Here is a 16,528-nt window from a genome sequence, read left to right on the forward strand (position 1 = left end):
TAGCGGTCACTCATTTCTTTGCCATGCCGTGGGTTGCATGCAGCTTTGATGTCCGGTGTGGTTTGAAGCTGCCGTTCGCGGGGCGAGCAGCGAATGGCGGCAAAGTCCCAGGTCCGGACCTTCTCTGGCGTGTGGCGACGTCCAATGAGCAGCAAGATCTGGGGAAACCGCTCGACGTGCCGAACAGTGGGAATAAAGGCAGCTTAACTGCCGTACTTGCTGGAATGCGGAACAAGAACGGCCAGTGTCACGTCACAGCACCGGTGGCTCGACACCCGTCGCGTTCTGCGGCACCTTCGGGGCCATGGCCGACCCTGATCCGTATCTGCGCCGCTTTGTCGCCGATACCGCTCTGCGGGGCTTCGACGTCGTCTCGACTGGGAAGAGCTGACGATGTGCAACCTTTACCGCCTGCGCCCGTCGCGTGCCGAGTATCAGGACTATTTCGCCGCGAGCGACGACGACTGCAACGAGCTGCTCGTCGAGAAGGATTATGCCGCGCCTGGAAAACCGGGATATGTCGTGCGGGACGAAGAGGGGCAGCGCGTCGTGTCGACGATGAAGTGGGGTTTTCCGACCCGCAAACCGCGCAAGCGCCCCGCCAAAGCAGGCGAGCTTCCCTTTCTGTACGACTGGTGGACCAACTGCCGCAATCTCGGCAACTCGATGTGGAAGCCGTCGCTGCTCAAGCCGGAACAGCGTTGCCTGGTGCCGTTCACGCAGTTCTCGGAGCCAAAGGCGGCGGCGGATCGCAGCGGTCCTGGTGACACCGCCTGGTGGTTTAGCGTTGAGAACCAGGACGTGCCGTGCTTTGCCGGGGTGTGGAAGGTCGATCAGGACCACAACCGCGTGTACGCCTTCTGCACCACCGAGCCGAACCCGCTGGTGGCACCGAAGCATCCCAAGGCGATGCCGGTAATCCTGCTGCGCGAGGATCACGATCGGTGGCTGCAGGGATCGTTCGAAGACGTGCTGGCGTTGCAGGCGGCCTATCCGTCGCAGCTGATGAGCGTCGCCTAGCTCCTGAATCGGTTCACCGCGCGCGACCACTCCTGCGGCGGCGGCAGCGTCAGGCAGATATCGGCCGCGCTCTCTGCCACAAGCTCGAGGAGTCGCGGGCGCACGCGCTGTCCGATCGCTTTTCCACACTGCCGACACCAGAACCGCGCCCGCGCGTCACGCAGATTGTCGCTCCAGCCCTTGCGCTGGAAATGCCACCATAGCGCATGCGGATGAAAGGTCGCCGTATGCGGGCATCGGCTGCAGACCGGTTTGACCGCATAGTGCCAGGCGGCCGCCTCGAAGATCGTCGTCGCAATCCGGCCGCCGTCTCTGTCGAAACGCGCCATAGTCAGTCCTTGCGGCTGATATCCACTGGCAAGGGCGGATCGCTATATGCTGCGCGCGAGAACAGATCGATGTCCTCTGGCAAGGGCGTATCCGACAGGACCTGATAGCGCGCAAGTGCGGCGACGATCTCCTGTGACACGATCTGCTCCGCCACGTCGCGCTTGCCGCGCTCGTTCGAGGCCAGGTCCTTTTTGCGCGTCGTGCTCGCGCGCCGCAGCGCATATTTGACGTTCCAGACCATCTCTGCCTCGTTCACCTGTCGCATCTCGTCCTCCGAATCGCATGAGGCTGGTGCCTGCATCTGGCGACACCATGAGCGCGAGCAGGCTCGATCGACAAGAACATTATAGGAACAAACAGATGGCATATAACAGTTCGGTCGCCGACGCTTCCCGAACGACAACATAGCAAAAGCCGGTTTCTTCGATAGAAACTGAGCGCCGATCACAGAGGGTGAGCGCCGCAACGTGGCCGCCCGCCTCACGTTTTCCGCGATGGCGCGATCACCGCGCTGGTACACATCTCGGCGTGCTCGAACACTTTGGGCACACCGCTGACCAACCGCTCTTGCTCTCAGTCTTTGGCCTCATAGAACATTGGATTGCGCATCCAGTCATTGACGGCCGACTCCCGCCAACCGGCGCAGCGAGCTGCGATGCGGATTTGCTTCGGAAAGGTGCCCGCCTGCACTTTTCGATACAGCGTTGCCCGGCTGAGGCCAGTGCGGTCGAGCACAGTGTTGAGGCGGAGAATACGGTCGGGGGTATCGGTGGTCATGGCATGATCCTGTCTCGCGTGTGATCCAATGGCGTGCTGCGATCAGGATTGAGATGGCCTGGGCGCAGGACAAGGGGGCGGGGGCCGAGGTGCACTAGGCTGCACCAGACAGGCCCGAACAGCCCCCATAAAGTCAGGGAGCATTCCGGCTTGTGGCGTCCCGCACCGACGCGCGGTCGAGTTCTATGGCGCTGTCCGCCACCGAGTCGCCTTTGGCGTTTCGGCCCCGGGTGGGTGACGATCTTTGTCGGAGGATCGATCGCGCGCGATCGATCGGAGCCGGGCAGGTCGCCCGGCCTGCGGTCATCGCGCTTTGGGCGCGATGGCGTTTGCGCCTCCGGCGTCGATCTGGCGGGGGAGCGTCGCTGTCCCTTAGGCCCGTCGCGGCAGGCCGCAACTCAGGCTGTGCCTGAGTGCTCCATTACATTCCGCCCCGTTCGGGTGCGGCCTGCCTCTGCCGACGGGCCTGCCGGTCCGCTCCTGCCGCTCCCCCGCCATTCCGGCACCGGGTGCGGTGTTTGAAGGAGTGGTACCCATGGAACTCAAGCATATCGACATCGCCAACCTGTCCGTCTCGTCCGCCAACATGCGGGTGAAGGGCAAACCCATCGATCTGGCCAGCATCCTGCCATCGGTGCGCGCACGCGGCGTGCTGGTGCCGCTGATCGTGCGGGCCAAACCCAGTGCTGAACCCGTGGAAGGCGGCAGTCCCGACACCTATGAGATCGTGGCGGGCAAGCGGCGCTATCATGCAGCGCTCGCGGTCGCGCAGGAAAGCGGTGAAGCCGAGCCGCTGCCGTGCGCGGTGATGGCGGCGGGCGATGATGCCGCCGCGCTCGAAGCCTCGCTGATCGAGAATATCGCACGGGTCGATCCCGATGAGGTGGCGCGCTGGGAGAGCTTTACCCGGCTGGTGCGCGAAGGCCGAACACCGGAGGAGATCGCGCTGACCTTTGGCCTGACCGAGCTACAGGTGAAACGCACGCTGGCGCTCGGCAATCTGCTGCCCCGCATTCGGGGGCTCTACCGCAAAGGGGAGATCGATGCCGCGACCGTGCGGCATCTGACGCTGGTCTCAAAGGCACGGCAGCGGGAATGGCTGGATTTGTTCGACGATCCAGCAGCCTATTGCCCGACCGGCCATAATGTGAAGGCGTGGGCATGTGGAGGCGCGTCGATCCCGGTACGGGCCGCGCTGTTCGACCTTGACCGCTACACCGGCCAAATCGTGTCCGACCTTTTCGGCGAGGATCGCTATTTCGCCGACCCGCAGGCGTTCTGGGCTTCGCAAGAAGCAGCGATAGCCGAACGCGCCGAGGCCTACACCCAGGCAGGCTGGTCCGATGTCGTAATTCTGCCGACCGGCGACCCCTTCCACGCATGGGAGCACGAGCGCACACCCAAGCGCAAGGGCGGCAAGGTGTTCGTGGCGGTTGGACCACGCGGCGATGTCGCGTTCCACGAAGGCTATCTGACCACCAAGGAAGCGCGCAAGCTGACACGCAGCGAAACTCCCATGGCGCAGCCCGTTCGCCCCGAGATCGGTTCGGCGATCCAGAACTATGTCGATCTTCACCGGCACGCCGCCGTTCGGTCGGCGGTGGTGGCAAATCCATCGGTGGCGCTGCGTCTGATGGTAGCGCACGCGATTGCCGTATCATCGCTATGGCGCGTGTCGGTCGAGCCGCAGCGTTCGGCGAACGATGCCATCGCCGAGAGCGTCGAGAATTGCGCCTCCGAAGCCGCGTTCGATGTACGACGGCGCGCCGTGCTGGCGTTGCTTGGCTTCGATCCCGACACCCCCACCGTCACCGGCGGCTATGACGGTGATCACGGCATTGCGGGCCTGTTCGTCCGGTTGCTGGAACTGACCGATAGTGCGGTGCGCGATGTGCTTGCCATCGTCATGGCCGAGACGCTGGAGGCGGGCAGTGCGCTGATCGAACTGCTCGGTGTCCATCTTGGTGTCGAGATGCGCGGCGTGTGGGAAGCCGACGACGCGTTGCTCGACCTGATCCGCGACCGCGAAGTGCTGGGCTGCGTCCTGAGCGATGTCGCGGGTGCGGGCGTTGCCACCGCCAATGCGGGGGCGACGGGCAAGGTAAAGCGGCAGATCATCCGGGATTGCCTGACCGGTGCCAATGGTCGCGCCAAGGTCGAAGGCTGGGTGCCGCGCTGGATGGCGTTTCCGCCTGCTGCCTATACGCTGCGCGGCGGGGTGCAGACGGTCAGTCGCAGCATGGCGTTGGGCGGCCTCGTTGAAGCGGTGACCCCGCACATCACGCCGATCGCGCGTGCTGCATGAGCCGATGACCGGCGGTGCCTATCGGTGCCCCCGGTCATCTTCCAGCCTAAGAAACGGTGGCATCGTACCGGTTGGCGATGACTCAGGTGCGACGCCCAACAGCGGAAAGTTATAGATCAAATCCGGGGTCCCGAAGGACATCTCGCACGAATGTGGCGGGATCGATGCCGAGGGCCGTAAGCCACTCAACGACTTCAACAAAATCGAGGCGCCGCTCGCCATTTTCCGATTTGGAGATGAAGGACTGAGCTCTGACGAGGCGAGCGGCCAAGTCGGTTTGGGTCAGCCCCGCTTGCTTTCGTCGATCAACGATATGGCGCAAGAACACTCGATACCGATCAGAGAAAACCGACTTCGACATGTGCTTTCTTTCGGTAAAGCACAGTCTGCTAAATCCGCTTTTGGAATAACCCATATTGGGATATTATGCTGTCGGTGCAGCCTGATCGCGGATCGCTCTGCACCACGTCGTGGGATTTGACGGAGCTGTCGTGGTGAGGCTCGTAAAAGATTTTGATGCCCAAATGACGAAATCGCGGGAACGCGAGACCTCCGGAGTCGATGATTTATTTCGACTGCATGGAAGTTGGCTCCGCATGTATCTTCTGCGACGGCTTCGTGCGCAGCCAGCCGATGTGGAGGACATTGTGCAGGAAACGTACCTTCGCGCAGCAAGCCAGCCCGGCAGGATGATCGTTCATCCTAAGGCGTTTTTATCGCAGACAGCACTCAATCTTTTCCGGGACGGAAAACGTCGCGAGTCGGTTCGGGCGCGGCATCGGAATTCGGTTGAGCAGTTGAGAGCAGGGGCTGGCGCAGGACCGCCGGGCTTATTGGAGCAGGAGGCGACGGTCGAGCTGGAGCGGATCGTGCTCGACTTGCCCGAGAAGATGCGCGACGTTTTCGTGCTCAGCCGTTTCCGGCATATGAGCAATGTCGAGATTGCGGCGGCACTCGGGATTTCGGTCAAGACCGTCGAATGGCGGATGGGCAAGGCGTTGGCATTGTGCATGAGCAGTTTGCGCGACTAGACGGCGGCACAGTCTCATGAATGACAATGAGGTGGACGGCGATGACGCCGCTGCGCAAGCCGCGCATTGGTATGCGCGGTTGCAGACGCTTCCCGTGTCCGCGCGAATGCTCGAACAGTTTTTCGAATGGCGCAAGATCCCCGGCAATCGCGAGGCGTTCGACGCGGTCGATCTTTTCTATCGCGAGACCGGCACGCTTGCTGGTCGGCCCGCTATTGCCGCCGCGACAGCGCAAGCGCTGACGCGATCTGCTCCATCCAACAGGCAATCGCTCCGCGTTGGCGCAATGGCGGCGGTAGGGATTGCGGCGGTTGTCGCAAGCCTCACGATCTTCGGCGCATGGCCCTTAAGCGGCGACCGATACGCAACCGCGATCGGCGAGCAGCGCACGATCCGGCTGGCCGATGGGTCGAAGGTCATGCTCGACACCGATACAGTGCTGACGGTGGCTTTTGAGGAAAAAGCGCGCCGCATTTCGCTGGCGCGCGGACAGGCGTATTTCACAGTCGCGCACGATGCCGCGCGACCGTTCACCGTCGAGGCTGGCGATGCGCGCGTTCTGGCGACGGGCACGCAGTTCGATGTCCAGCGCAGCGGCGACCGTATCGACGTGACGCTGGTTGAGGGAAGGGTGCGGGTCAGCTCGGGCGAGCAGCCCATTGCACAGTTGCGGGCAGGGCAGGGACTGACCCTCGACGGCGCGCAGCGGAGCGCCGTTCGTACAGTGGAGACCACACCTGCGCTCGCATGGACCCAAGGGCGCATCGTGCTCGACGGCATGACGCTCGAACACGCGATCGCCGAGGTCAATCGCTACGTCAAAACGCCGGTCCGGCTCGACGCGCCGGACTTTGCCCGGGCGCGGATCAGCGGATCGGTCGAAACCGGCGATGTCGGCAGTTTCACAGCAGCCGTCACCACGGTGCTGCCGCTGAAGGCGCAGACCAATAGCGACGGCTCGATCACGCTGCATTCGTGACGTTCACGCCCGCGCGATCTCGGATCGCGCGGGCGCAGACTTTCCATCACGCAGCTTGCGTGGCCTTCGGCCGTCCGCGCTTTGCGGGCGTCGCCACTGGCGCGGCGGGGGGTGCCTTGGCCTGGCGGCCCTTTGCGCCAAGGCCAATCTTCACCGCCATGGCGCGACGCGCTTCCGAATAGGTTTCGGCGACCATCGGATAGTCGGCCTTGAGATTATAGCGTTGGCGATATTGCTCTGGCGTCATCCCGTGCGTCGAAAGATGACGGCGCAGCGTCTTGTACGGTTTGCCGTCGATCATCGAGAGGATGTGGTCTTTCGACGCCAGCGATTTGCGCACCGTGACGGCCCGGGAGAACTGTTCAGCCTCTTCTGCTTCGTCGCTCGTGGTGTCTGCCGCCCCGCTGCTTGCGCCGAGGTCAGTGATCGTCGCGTGCATGGTGCGCAGGAAGGCCGGAACATCGTCTGCAGCAGCGCGATTGTTGGTATTGCCGAGCCAGGCGATGGTCAGTTCAGTGGCGAGTTCGACGGCATTCAGTGTTGCTTCGTCAGTCATTCGAGTCCTGTCCAATGGAAGTTTGCGCTGGCGTCAGTAGCAAGCTGGCGGTGCAATAGCCATTCCGGGCAATTACGCGCGCGTTTGAGGGACATTCTTATCGGCGGCTGATGTCTCGAACATGTCTCCAAAGGCGCGTATCCCGCGTCGTCGCCACAGCACTAGAATCTGTTCTTGATCGTCGCACCGCAGACGCGCGGCGGCTTCGATCAATAGGCCGAAGATCGCCGCACGATCGTCATCGGTCAGCTCGATCAGTCCTGCTTTGGCGATCAGACCACCAAGCTCGATCAACTGGCGCGTGCGTTCGCGGCGTTTCACTTGCCAATCGCGCATGTCATGCCGGGCGCGCATCAACAGCAGACGATTGCGCGCCGCCATTGTCCGCCGCAGCGCCACCTGCATCCCGATCAGCGTTGATCGCAGCGCTGCGTGGCGTCCGTTGAAAGAAGGCCGCGCCGCTTTTCCGCCACGCCTCCTGTGTCGCGCCGTCGTTCGCCTTTACAGCGGCGAGCAGCGCGCCTGCCAGGGTTTCGATCGGCAAGGTATCGGCACCGGTTGCCACGACCAGCTCGCCCAATTGTACCAGCTTGCGGTCGCGCAGCAGCTTTGCTTTGCTGCTTAGCGCTTTCAGTTCAGCATCGAAATCGCGGGGTTTGCGCATCACACAGTCCTCTGCTTGTATGTGGAGGACGAACCAAATATCGCTGCAGTCGATCAGCGGCAATGCGTTGAAATGTCTTGAGACTTCGGCGTCCCGAAATACATGAAATGTTTTGAGGGCGCGCTTATACGTCGTGCCGACGTCGCTTCTGAAGTGTAAGTGGGCTGCCGTCATGGCGATTTACCACTTCTCGGCGAAAGTCATATCCCGCGCCTCAGGATCGAGCGCGGTTGCTTCCGCTGCCTATCGTTCGGCTTCGCGGCTGCACGACCAGCGGCTCGACCGCCATCACGACTTCTCGAACAAGGCCGGCGTCGTTCACTCCGAAGTGCTGCTGCCCGAGGGCGCGCCGGAGCATTTGTCCGACCGCGAAAAGCTGTGGAACGAGGTCGAAGCGGCCGAGAAGCGGATCGACGCGCAACTCGCCCGCGAGATCGAGTTCGCGATTCCCAGAGAAATGACCCAGGAACAAGGCATCGCGCTCGCCCGCGACTTCGTGCGCGACGAGTTTGTCGACCGCGGCATGATCGCCGATTTGAACGTGCATTGGGATGTCGGTGCCGACGGCATGGCGAAGCCGCACGCGCATGTCATGCTGACGATGCGCGAGGTCGGCGAGGACGGGTTCGGCAAGAAGAACCGCGACTGGAACCGCACCGACCTGCTGGAGAAATGGCGCGAGCGTTGGAGCGAGCACGTCAACACGCGTTTGGCCGAACTGGATATCGATGCACGGATCGATCACCGCTCGTTTGAGGCGCAGGGCATCGACTTGGAGCCACAGCACAAGATCGGCCCAGCGGCATCGCGCAGGGCGGCGCAGGGTCTGGCATCCGAACGGCTCGACGAGCATCACGAGATCGCCCGCGCGAATGGCGAGAAAATCATCGCGCAGCCTGGCATCGCGATTGATGCGATCACCCGCACGCAAGCGACCTTCACCAATCGTGATCTCGCGATGTTCGTCCACCGGCATAGCGATGACAAGGACCAGTTCGACCGGGTGATGGCGGCGGTAAAGGCCGCGCGCGAGCTGGTCGCGCTCGGCAAGGACGGGCGCGGCGAAGCGCGCTTCACGTCACGCGCGATGATCGAGACGGAGGAGCGGCTAGAGCGTGGAACCAGCGTCATCGCCAATCGTGAGCGGCATGGAGTGTCGGAGCGACAACGCGATGTCGCGCTGGCGCGCGCTGCGGCGCGCGGCATGTTCCTGTCACCCGAGCAACGCAGCGCGTTCGATCACGTCACCGAGGCGAAAGGACTTGGTGTCGTGATCGGCTATGCCGGTACCGGCAAGTCGGCGATGCTCGGTGTTGCCCGTGAGGCATGGGAAGGGAATGGTTACGCGGTTCGCGGCGTTGCGCTGTCCGGCATCGCTGCTGAAAATCTCGAAAGCGGATCAGGCATCGCGTCGCGCACGATCGCCAGCCTCGAACATCAATGGGAACAGGGGAGGGAGCTCCTCACCAACCGCGATGTGCTGGTGATCGACGAGGCCGGGATGATCGGTACGCGCCAGATGGAACGAGTCATATCCGAGGCCGAAAAGCGCGGCGCGAAGGTCGTGCTGGTCGGTGACCCAGAACAGCTTCAGGCGATCGAAGCTGGCGCGGCGTTCCGGTCGATTGCCGAGCGACACGGAGGTGTCGAGATCACCCAAATCCGCCGCCAGCGCGAAGACTGGCAGCGTGATGCGACGCGCCAACTTGCCACCCGCCGGACCGCTGAAGCCGTTCGCGCCTATGACGACGCTGGGCATGTGCACGCGGCCCAAACGCGAGAGCGGGCCAGCGCCGATCTGATCGACCGCTGGGACCGTGATCGTCAGGCGCATCCCGACGCCAGCAGGATCATCCTCACCCACACCAATGACGCCGTGCATGACCTTAACCTTGCAGCGCGCGACCGGCTGCGCGCGGCGGGCCAACTGGGCGAGGCCATCACGATTGCAGCAGAACGCGGTCGCCGTGCATTCGCGCCCGGCGACCGGATCATGTTCCTGAAAAACGAGCGCAGCATGGGCGTGAAGAATGGATCGCTCGGCACCGTCCAGACCCTCACGCAAACACGCATGGCGGTGATGCTCGACGATGGGCGCTCGGTCGCGTTCGACATCAAGAACTATAACCAGATCGATCACGGCTACGCCGCCACGATCCACAAGGCGCAGGGGGTAACCGTCGACCGCGTCCATGTGCTCGCGACGCCGGGGCTCGATCGCCATGCTGCCTATGTCGCGCTGTCACGGCACCGCGACCAGGTCGACCTTCACTATGGTCGCGATGACTTCGCCGATCCGGGCAAGCTGGTCCGCACGCTCAGTCGAGAGCGTGGTAAGGATATGGCTTCGGATTATGCCCGAGCGCCCGCTCACGAAGCCGCGCAGCCAACGCCACCCCGCAGTCGGTTCGCCGGGCTGAAGCTCAAGCCGATGGCCGTCGAGCCACAGACGACGCCGCTCGAAAAGGCGGTCGAGCGCTATGGGCGCGCCGCCGCTGACATCGTTCGGATGCGCCGGATGGACCTCGGGCCGCTGGAGCACCAGAAGACCGCATTTGCCGAAGCCGGCAAGGCGCTCAATGCGCTGAGGCCAGAGGGCGCACGTGATCTGCTCAATGCGATGAACGCCGACCCGGCGCTGATCGACCAGGCGGCCAGTGGCAAGACCGCCGCCGCCATCCGCGCGATGACGCTGGAGGGGGAAATCCGCGTGGACATGGCGCAGCGCGCCGACCGGTTCGTCGCCGAATGGCAGCAGAAGAGCAGGCAGCTGCAATCGCTCAATCGCACCGGCGATTACGACGCCATCCACCGCGTCCAGGACAGCATGGTCGGCATGGCGAAGAGCCTCCACCGTGACCCGCAGCTCGAGTCGCTGCTTCGAAATCGGCTCAAGGACCTCGGAATCGGCAGTTCGACCGGAGCATCATTGTCTCATGACCTCCAGCAACTACCCAGCCTCTGGCGTGGTCGGGGATTGGGGAGATAGGCTTCGATTCATGACCGAAAATCTCAACCCAACTGCTCCAGCAGAGGACATCGATCAGGCCTTCGAAGCGCTGCGCGGCGAGATCAGTCTCACGCGCCGCGCGGTCGAAGGGCTGACGGCGGCACGCGAGCGCATACCGGACTACAGCGCAACGCTCGGCCAGATGGCGGAGACGTTGAAGCGATCAGCCGAAAGCATCGACCGTGTCGAGCAAAGTCCGGCCGTCCGACTGACGCCAGCGGCGCTGACCGATGAAATCGTCAAGGCGAGCGCAGACGCTCGAGCCGAGGATCGCGCGCTGTTGCGGGAAACGCGCGACGCGTTGACGCGATCGATCGGCCGTATCGACGGGATCGTCGAGCGCGGGCAGGCGGCGGATGTCCAGATCCGGTGGCTTATCTGGACCGGCGCTGGCGGCGCACTCGGCGGAATGTTGCTGATGGCAATCTTGCCTGGCGCCGTTGCACGGTCGCTTCCTGCCAGCTGGCATGTTCCTGAGTGGATGGCTGCCCGCACCATCGGATTGGATCAGCGCGCGGCGGGCGAGCGGATGATCGCTACTTATGCTCCGAAGCCACCATCTGACGCCGAGTAAGCGATTCAATTTCTGCCGGTCGCGGTCAGCCGACCAGACCAAAATGTCTCTATCGCTTTCAGTATCGACGACTTAACCGCGCCGTTGCCGCCGATGAACGCTGTATGCCCGCCGAAGCCGACTTCGATATCTCGAAGCGATCTAAAGTTTTTGATCCGCGCGCGCTCGAGCTGCATCGGCCCCCTCTTCCAGTACCCCAACTTTCAGCTTCGATCGATCGAATGAAAGGGCAATCAGACCATCCGGACCGGCACTTCACAAAGTGGCGTGGCCGATGCACGCGCATTGGTCGTGTGCAACCTTAGACCCGCTAGGCCCCTCCTTCGACGACCGTACCGAGCAGCGGTCCTCGACGACTAAAGCGCTGTGCACGCCGCCTCCAACACGCCTGGGGTTGTCGCATTGCGCGCCGCGCTAAAATTTCAGCCGCGTTATTTCCGCGCGCGAAGCGAATTTCCCCTCATGAAACGATCCGCATCGAATGGTGCGGGAACGCACGTCGACGGCGATGCCACGACCATGTGGCACCCATTTTCTGCTCTTTTGAAATACGACGCTGTCCATTTCTCCGAGATAGAAATCGCAGTCGAGATCCGGTTCGGCCACAGGCGCGGAACTCCGATTCAGAAATTCCCGATAGCCGAGCGAGGGGCGAGCCTCTACCCAATGCCCGGCGATATCCGCAGTGTCTGGGAAGCTGTAGACACCCCTCGGGCCGAAGGAACGATCATCGCTCCGGCCACACCAAAGGGCAAGCGATGCAGGGGTAAGATCCCGGTCTTCGGGATAGATTTTGTAGATGCCCAGTCCCGTTTCGATGCCTTGCCGAGCTTCGCCAAGATATTCGTCTCCTGTCGACCACAGTCGAGCCATGACGCTTCGGCCGGAATAGCTGAACTGCAATTTTATCTCGGTTCGATGTTTTGTTTGGCCAACAGTCCGCTTCTTTGGCTTCAATCGCTCGTCGACCAGCTTCTCTCCGAGCCTCTGCTCGACCTCTTTGGCCAACCTCTCGGCTGACTCACAGTCCTGATATCCCTCCATCGCCGCGTTATATGCGAGCTCGAAGCTTCTCGAAAAATGAGGCGCTTCCCGCTCAATAATCGCGCCGATCTCCTTAACGAGGCCGCTAGAGTTCCGACGCATGCGCCAATTTGCTGCGGCGGCGACGGTGTGTTTCTCTTCTGCTGGCGCTCCGCGCGCGCTCATGCGCCCCACCAGAAATCGTTCCAACACCTCCGCCGACGCCTTTGCCGCGAACGGCTTGAAGCGATCGTCCTTCTTTGGGTCCGCGTGATCCATCACGCCCTTGATCACCACCCACTCAGGGACTTCCTGCGTGCGCGACACGACGCCGATTGTCGCCGCCTCCATCTCGAGCCCGATGACGGTTCGAATACCTCCCGCCTTCAACATATCCCATGTGAGGCCGTCCTTGACGACAATGTCGCCGCTCGCCATCGGACCCGCAAGCACGTCGAAGGGAAGCTGCTCAGGCGGATCGACATTATAGACCATCGACCTCTCGACAGTGTCCCGTCCGACGTCGGTCAACTCGAGTGTGGTTCCGGTCCTTTTTACGAAGTTACTGGTTTCGAGGCGGGCGAGGGTACTTTCCCAAGAGCCCGACCGTTCAGGAAAATAGCGTTGGCGAGCGGGGTGGCGCCGCGGATCAGCGCCATTGTATAGTCGCTCCATAAGCCAAAAGGCTGCGTCATCTTCGGAGGGCGCTCCATAGCTTGGAAGGCCTTGGGGGGTGAGCGTTTGAGCTGCGCGTTGCCAAATCGGGGACAGATCCCGAGGATGCAGATCGCGCTGGAAATCTGCGGTCGTGGTCTTCCCTTCGTGATAATTAAAGGTTCGATCGGCGATCAAGACATCGCCAAGCGCGGCGTCGTCTGGGTTTCCGGCACAGACGCCGCACATGACGAGCGCGAATGGCTTGAGCTTCTCCGTCAATGCCGAAGCGACGGAGCCGGTCTCGTCACCGCCCATCCGGTTCGGACGGGCGAAGGCAATCCGAAAGCTCTGAGAATCATCCATCTGATAGACCCCCCAGATGTAGGGGTTCGGCTTGTCTTGGTCGACAGAATGCCATTCGGCGACACCACCCGGGCGTGTATCCGACGCGCTGAACACCTGTTGAGCCGCATCAAGCTCCATCTTCAATGCCGCGATAAGAAGCACGTCAATTTTGACGGTCACAAAAACAATCTCCCGTTCGCCCTATGTACCGAGGGCGTGCCGCTAACTAGCGAAGATGGATATTGCAACCGTGAGCCGCAGCCCATTGGGGAGTCGGTCGGCCGACCGATCGTCATGCCGGTGCGGAGCCGTTGACCGCCCTTGCTCACCGCACCCGTGAGCTTGAGCAGCAAACGATATGGCCGTGCGACGCCGACATGAGCCGGCGCGAGGATCTCCTTGCTGCGGTCGCCGATCGCGCTGGAGGAGAAGAGGATCACCGCCTCCTCGGCCACCGGCGGCAGGATACCCGAATAGGCGTCGTTCTTTATATCCGTGCAGTGCTGAGGCCCGAACGGCTGCTTCTGCCATAAGCGGCCATCCATAGTTTGATGCGCGAGTGTCCGGGCCTGTGAAGGATATCGGATGCCGGCAGGCGAACGATATCCTCCAAAGCAGGAAGCCGCGGACCACGAGCGCTTACCTATGGGGATTTCGGTTTTCGCCCTGTCGTGCGGTGGTCGCATCGGCGTGCGGGACTCGCATCGGCGGTCGGAACGTAGGGTGCAGGGGCGATGTACCGCGTAGCTGGTAACCAGGGTTGGGGCTTGAGATCGGCGCCGGCTCGGCTGGCGTTGTTGCCAGCGCGAGCGACATCGCCGCCGGAAGCACGGGACTTTCGGAGCACGGTTGGGCTGAGCCATGCCGGGTCATGGCGCGGTGGTCCCGGTCGATGCGGTGGAGTGTGGCGGTGCGCGCGGCTGGCGCCAGCGCTCGAAGGTCTCGATGATGACCATGTGCCCGCCACAGCAGGGGCATGGTGGGCGGACATCGGTCGGCTCGTCGGGCGTCTCGTTATCGAGCGGCGGCGCGACGCCGAGCAACTGGCGGGCGTGTTCGAGATGCGCCTTGCGGGTGGCGCCGGCGAGCAGGCCGTAATGGCGGATGCGGTGGAACCCGCGCGGCAGGACATGGAGCAGGAAGCGGCGGATGAACTCGTCCGTCGCCAGCGTCATCACCTGCTGCCGATCGGCACCGTCGCGGCGATAGTCTTTGTAGCGCATGGTGACGCCGGCCCCGTCGAAGGCGAGCAGCCGACTGTTCGAGATCGCGACCCGGTGGGTGTAGCGCGACAGATAGGCGAGCACTGCTTGCGGCCCAGCGAACGGCGGCTTGGCGTAGACCACCCAGTTCTTTTTGCGGATCGGAGACAGGTGGCGAAGGAACGCACGCCTATCGGCCAGCTGCGCGAGGGTGCCGTAGAACGCGAGCCGCCCCGCCGCGTGCAGCGCCATCAGCCGGGTCAGGAACAGGCGGCGGAACAGCTTGCCCAACACCTTGACCGGCAGCAGGAACGCCGGCCGTGAGGATATCCAGCGCGTGCCGTCCCGCGCGATGCCGCCGCCGGGCACGATCATGTGGACATGCGGATGGTGGGTCATCGCGGACCCCCAGGTGTGCAGCACCGCGGTGATGCCGATGCGGGCGCCGAGATGCTTCGGGTCGGCGGCGATCGTCAGCATCGTCTCGGACGCGGCCTTGAACAGCAGGTCGTAGACCAGCGCCTTGTTGTGGAACGCGATGTCAGCGACCTCGGCGGGCAGCGTGAACACGACATGGAAGTATCCGACCGGCAGCAGGTCGGCCTCGCGCTCTGCGAGCCAGGCGCGCGCGGCGGCACCCTGGCACCTGGGACAATGCCGGTTACGACAACTGTTATAGGCAACCCGCCAATGCCCGCAGTCGGTGCAGGCCTCGACGTGCCCGCCCATGACGGCGGTGCGACAATGCTCGATCGCCGACATGACCTTGAGCTGGTGCAGGCTCAGATGCCCGGCATGGGTTGCCCGGTACGCAGGCCCGGCAGCACGGAAGATGTCGGCGACCTCGAGCGAGGCGCGCACCGGTTCAACCGGCCGGTGTCTTGCCCTCCATCAGCGCCATCAGCCGATCGAGCGGACTGGTGACCGCGCGGATCGTGCGGGTGGCGACCTTGGTGTAGAGCGCGGTCGTCTCGAGCTTGCTGTGCCCGAGCAACACCTGGATCACGCGGATATCGACATCCTGTTCGAGCAGGTGGGTGGCGAAGCTGTGCCTCAGCGTGTGCGGGCTCACGCGCTTGCGGATCCCGGCCGCCTCAGCTGCCTCGCAGACGGCGCGGTGGAGCTGCCGCGTCGAGATCGGATCGGTGTAGCTGCGCCCGGGGAACAGCCAGCCGTGCGGCAGCAGGACGCTGCGCCGCTTGCCCTCGCGCCACCACAGCCGCAGCAGCTCGAGCAGTTGCGGCGACAGCATCGCGTTGCGGTCCTTGCGCCCCTTGCCCTCCTCGATCCGGATCAGCATCCGCTTGCTGTCGATATCGTCGGCCTTGAGATGCGCGACTTCCGACACGCGCAGGCCGGCGCCATAGGCAACGCCCAGCGCCGCGCGGTACTTGATGCCCGGTGCCGCCTCGAGCAGCTTGGCCACCTCATCAACGCTCAGCACGTCGGGGAGCTTCCTGGGACGACGCGCCAGCACCAGCCGCCGCGACAGATCAGGTCGCTCGAGTGTCACCTCGAACAGGAAGCGCAGCGCCGACACCGAGCCGTTGATCGAGCCTTCCCCGACACCATGCTCGCGCTGGTGAAGCTGGAAGCGGCGTACATCCTCGGCGGTCGCGGTGTCGGGCGAACGTCCGAGGAAGGCCGCGAAGGCGCGGACGTGACGGACATAGTCGTGCTGGGTCCGCGCGCGCATGGCACGCATCGCCATATCGTCGAGCATGCGCTGACGCAGCGGGGTGAAGGGTCGCTTGGTCGGTTGAGGCGTCATAGCGAAGTTCCTCTTGTTGAAGGAACTCCATCGTCCGCCACCGCTCCCGCGCGGCCAAACCTCAGCGCCGGCGCGCTACCTCACCGCCAACACCACTGCCGCGCAGCGGCTTCGTGCATTGGGCCGGGAGCAGCCGGTCCGCTAAGTGGCCCAAGTCGGGTCGTTCGCGCCGCTGACCGGCGAGCCCGAAACAAGCCGTTCATTAATTTTCATGGGCGACATGGTCGGAACAGCCGCCATTGGACTAAAGTCGATATTCCCATTAGCATGGTTCAACCGTCACT

At 63.3% G+C, this 16,528-nt stretch carries 19 protein-coding genes; 7 read left to right on the forward strand and 12 right to left on the reverse strand.

The window, feature by feature from the left end:
- Nucleotides 1–244 precede the first annotated feature (244 nt).
- Both H4W01_RS00435 and H4W01_RS00440 read left to right on the forward strand, forming a co-directional pair.
- Nucleotides 245–391 (forward strand): hypothetical protein, encoded by a 147-nt coding sequence (locus H4W01_RS00435; protein WP_209609385.1) that lies wholly within the window; start codon nt 245–247, stop codon nt 389–391.
- A gap of 2 nt (nt 392–393) precedes the next feature.
- A complete protein-coding gene (locus tag H4W01_RS00440; protein WP_209609387.1) occupies nt 394–1,020 on the forward strand; it encodes an SOS response-associated peptidase family protein in 627 nt (208 codons plus the stop codon).
- Here the strand turns inward: H4W01_RS00440 and H4W01_RS00445 are convergent.
- The 3 genes from H4W01_RS00445 to H4W01_RS00455 all read right to left on the reverse strand — a co-directional run bounded on the left by H4W01_RS00445 (nt 1,017) and on the right by H4W01_RS00455 (nt 2,127).
- A complete protein-coding gene (locus tag H4W01_RS00445; RefSeq protein WP_209609389.1) occupies nt 1,017–1,349 on the reverse strand; it encodes a hypothetical protein in 333 nt (110 codons plus the stop codon). The two genes, H4W01_RS00440 and H4W01_RS00445, sit on opposite strands and share 4 nt — an antisense overlap.
- Nucleotides 1,350–1,351: 2 nt before the next feature.
- Nucleotides 1,352–1,615: a hypothetical protein gene (locus tag H4W01_RS00450; RefSeq protein ID WP_209609391.1), complete on the reverse strand. Its 264-nt coding sequence runs from the start codon at nt 1,613–1,615 to the stop codon at nt 1,352–1,354.
- 308 nt (nt 1,616–1,923) lie between these two features.
- The gene (locus H4W01_RS00455) at nt 1,924–2,127 is read right to left on the reverse strand and encodes a helix-turn-helix transcriptional regulator (protein WP_209609393.1); all 204 of its coding nucleotides are present in this window, start codon (nt 2,125–2,127) and stop codon (nt 1,924–1,926) included.
- A 535-nt stretch (nt 2,128–2,662) separates the two neighbouring features.
- On the opposite strand from H4W01_RS00455, the gene H4W01_RS00460 reads away from it, so the two are divergent.
- The gene (locus tag H4W01_RS00460; protein WP_209609395.1) at nt 2,663–4,432 is read left to right on the forward strand and encodes a ParB/RepB/Spo0J family partition protein; all 1,770 of its coding nucleotides are present in this window, start codon (nt 2,663–2,665) and stop codon (nt 4,430–4,432) included.
- A 109-nt stretch (nt 4,433–4,541) separates the two neighbouring features.
- Here the strand turns inward: H4W01_RS00460 and H4W01_RS00465 are convergent, their stop codons facing one another.
- A complete protein-coding gene (locus H4W01_RS00465; RefSeq protein WP_209609397.1) occupies nt 4,542–4,793 on the reverse strand; it encodes a helix-turn-helix domain-containing protein in 252 nt (83 codons plus the stop codon).
- 130 nt (nt 4,794–4,923) lie between these two features.
- On the opposite strand from H4W01_RS00465, the gene H4W01_RS00470 reads away from it, so the two are divergent.
- Both H4W01_RS00470 and H4W01_RS00475 read left to right on the forward strand, forming a co-directional pair.
- Nucleotides 4,924–5,463: an RNA polymerase sigma factor gene (locus H4W01_RS00470; protein WP_209609399.1), complete on the forward strand. Its 540-nt coding sequence runs from the start codon at nt 4,924–4,926 to the stop codon at nt 5,461–5,463.
- 16 nt (nt 5,464–5,479) lie between these two features.
- Nucleotides 5,480–6,442, forward strand: coding sequence for a FecR family protein (locus tag H4W01_RS00475; RefSeq protein ID WP_209609401.1), 963 nt, complete (start codon nt 5,480–5,482; stop codon nt 6,440–6,442).
- Between the two features lie 46 nt (nt 6,443–6,488).
- On the opposite strand, the gene H4W01_RS00480 is transcribed toward H4W01_RS00475, so the two are convergent.
- From H4W01_RS00480 to H4W01_RS00490, 3 genes are all read right to left on the reverse strand, one after another.
- Entirely contained in the window at nt 6,489–6,998 is a 510-nt protein-coding gene (locus H4W01_RS00480) for a MucR family transcriptional regulator (protein WP_209609403.1), read from the reverse strand.
- A gap of 72 nt (nt 6,999–7,070) precedes the next feature.
- Nucleotides 7,071–7,379: a conjugal transfer protein TraD gene (locus H4W01_RS00485; protein ID WP_209609405.1), complete on the reverse strand. Its 309-nt coding sequence runs from the start codon at nt 7,377–7,379 to the stop codon at nt 7,071–7,073.
- A complete protein-coding gene (locus H4W01_RS00490) occupies nt 7,336–7,836 on the reverse strand; it encodes a conjugal transfer protein TraD (protein WP_334685093.1) in 501 nt (166 codons plus the stop codon). The genes H4W01_RS00485 and H4W01_RS00490 overlap by 44 nt, the downstream gene beginning before the upstream one ends.
- Between H4W01_RS00490 and traA the strand changes: the two genes are divergently transcribed.
- The gene (gene traA, locus H4W01_RS00495; RefSeq protein ID WP_209609407.1) at nt 7,835–10,651 is read left to right on the forward strand and encodes a Ti-type conjugative transfer relaxase TraA; all 2,817 of its coding nucleotides are present in this window, start codon (nt 7,835–7,837) and stop codon (nt 10,649–10,651) included. The two genes, H4W01_RS00490 and traA, sit on opposite strands and share 2 nt — an antisense overlap.
- Nucleotides 10,652–10,661: 10 nt before the next feature.
- The gene (locus tag H4W01_RS00500) at nt 10,662–11,246 is read left to right on the forward strand and encodes a DUF6118 family protein (RefSeq protein ID WP_209609409.1); all 585 of its coding nucleotides are present in this window, start codon (nt 10,662–10,664) and stop codon (nt 11,244–11,246) included.
- Nucleotides 11,247–11,251: 5 nt separating this feature from the next.
- Here H4W01_RS00500 and H4W01_RS00505 read toward each other — a convergent pair whose 3' ends face one another.
- The 5 genes from H4W01_RS00505 to H4W01_RS00525 all read right to left on the reverse strand — a co-directional run bounded on the left by H4W01_RS00505 (nt 11,252) and on the right by H4W01_RS00525 (nt 16,244).
- A complete protein-coding gene (locus tag H4W01_RS00505; protein WP_240406814.1) occupies nt 11,252–11,422 on the reverse strand; it encodes an AAA family ATPase in 171 nt (56 codons plus the stop codon).
- Between the two features lie 238 nt (nt 11,423–11,660).
- Nucleotides 11,661–13,451 carry a hypothetical protein gene (locus H4W01_RS00510; protein ID WP_209609410.1) on the reverse strand — a complete coding sequence of 597 codons (1,791 nt, stop codon included), beginning with the start codon at nt 13,449–13,451 and terminating at the stop codon, nt 11,661–11,663.
- A complete protein-coding gene (locus H4W01_RS00515) occupies nt 13,448–13,816 on the reverse strand; it encodes a hypothetical protein (RefSeq protein ID WP_209609412.1) in 369 nt (122 codons plus the stop codon). The genes H4W01_RS00510 and H4W01_RS00515 overlap by 4 nt, the downstream gene beginning before the upstream one ends.
- A gap of 324 nt (nt 13,817–14,140) precedes the next feature.
- Nucleotides 14,141–15,334 (reverse strand): IS91 family transposase, encoded by a 1,194-nt coding sequence (locus H4W01_RS00520; RefSeq protein WP_209609414.1) that lies wholly within the window; start codon nt 15,332–15,334, stop codon nt 14,141–14,143.
- A gap of 4 nt (nt 15,335–15,338) precedes the next feature.
- Nucleotides 15,339–16,244: a tyrosine-type recombinase/integrase gene (locus tag H4W01_RS00525; RefSeq protein WP_209609416.1), complete on the reverse strand. Its 906-nt coding sequence runs from the start codon at nt 16,242–16,244 to the stop codon at nt 15,339–15,341.
- Nucleotides 16,245–16,528: the final 284 nt, after the last annotated feature.

Origin of the sequence: Sphingomonas sp. PL20 (assembly GCF_017875905.1) — a bacterium.
GTDB classification, from domain to species: domain Bacteria; phylum Pseudomonadota; class Alphaproteobacteria; order Sphingomonadales; family Sphingomonadaceae; genus Sphingomonas; species Sphingomonas echinoides.

Coding starts and splice junctions, on each gene's coding strand:
- H4W01_RS00485 (WP_209609405.1), bottom strand. CDS start 7,379: ATGGCGGCGCGCAATCGTCTGCTGTTGATGCGCGCCCGGCATGACATG.
- H4W01_RS00445 (WP_209609389.1), bottom strand. CDS start 1,349: ATGGCGCGTTTCGACAGAGACGGCGGCCGGATTGCGACGACGATCTTC.
- H4W01_RS00500 (WP_209609409.1), top strand. CDS start 10,662: ATGACCGAAAATCTCAACCCAACTGCTCCAGCAGAGGACATCGATCAG.
- traA (WP_209609407.1), top strand. CDS start 7,835: ATGGCGATTTACCACTTCTCGGCGAAAGTCATATCCCGCGCCTCAGGA.
- H4W01_RS00440 (WP_209609387.1), top strand. CDS start 394: ATGTGCAACCTTTACCGCCTGCGCCCGTCGCGTGCCGAGTATCAGGAC.
- H4W01_RS00505 (WP_240406814.1), bottom strand. CDS start 11,422: ATGCAGCTCGAGCGCGCGCGGATCAAAAACTTTAGATCGCTTCGAGAT.
- H4W01_RS00525 (WP_209609416.1), bottom strand. CDS start 16,244: ATGACGCCTCAACCGACCAAGCGACCCTTCACCCCGCTGCGTCAGCGC.
- H4W01_RS00515 (WP_209609412.1), bottom strand. CDS start 13,816: ATGGATGGCCGCTTATGGCAGAAGCAGCCGTTCGGGCCTCAGCACTGC.
- H4W01_RS00460 (WP_209609395.1), top strand. CDS start 2,663: ATGGAACTCAAGCATATCGACATCGCCAACCTGTCCGTCTCGTCCGCC.
- H4W01_RS00450 (WP_209609391.1), bottom strand. CDS start 1,615: ATGCGACAGGTGAACGAGGCAGAGATGGTCTGGAACGTCAAATATGCG.
- H4W01_RS00475 (WP_209609401.1), top strand. CDS start 5,480: ATGAATGACAATGAGGTGGACGGCGATGACGCCGCTGCGCAAGCCGCG.
- H4W01_RS00455 (WP_209609393.1), bottom strand. CDS start 2,127: ATGACCACCGATACCCCCGACCGTATTCTCCGCCTCAACACTGTGCTC.
- H4W01_RS00490 (WP_334685093.1), bottom strand. CDS start 7,836: ATGACGGCAGCCCACTTACACTTCAGAAGCGACGTCGGCACGACGTAT.
- H4W01_RS00480 (WP_209609403.1), bottom strand. CDS start 6,998: ATGACTGACGAAGCAACACTGAATGCCGTCGAACTCGCCACTGAACTG.
- H4W01_RS00465 (WP_209609397.1), bottom strand. CDS start 4,793: ATGTCGAAGTCGGTTTTCTCTGATCGGTATCGAGTGTTCTTGCGCCAT.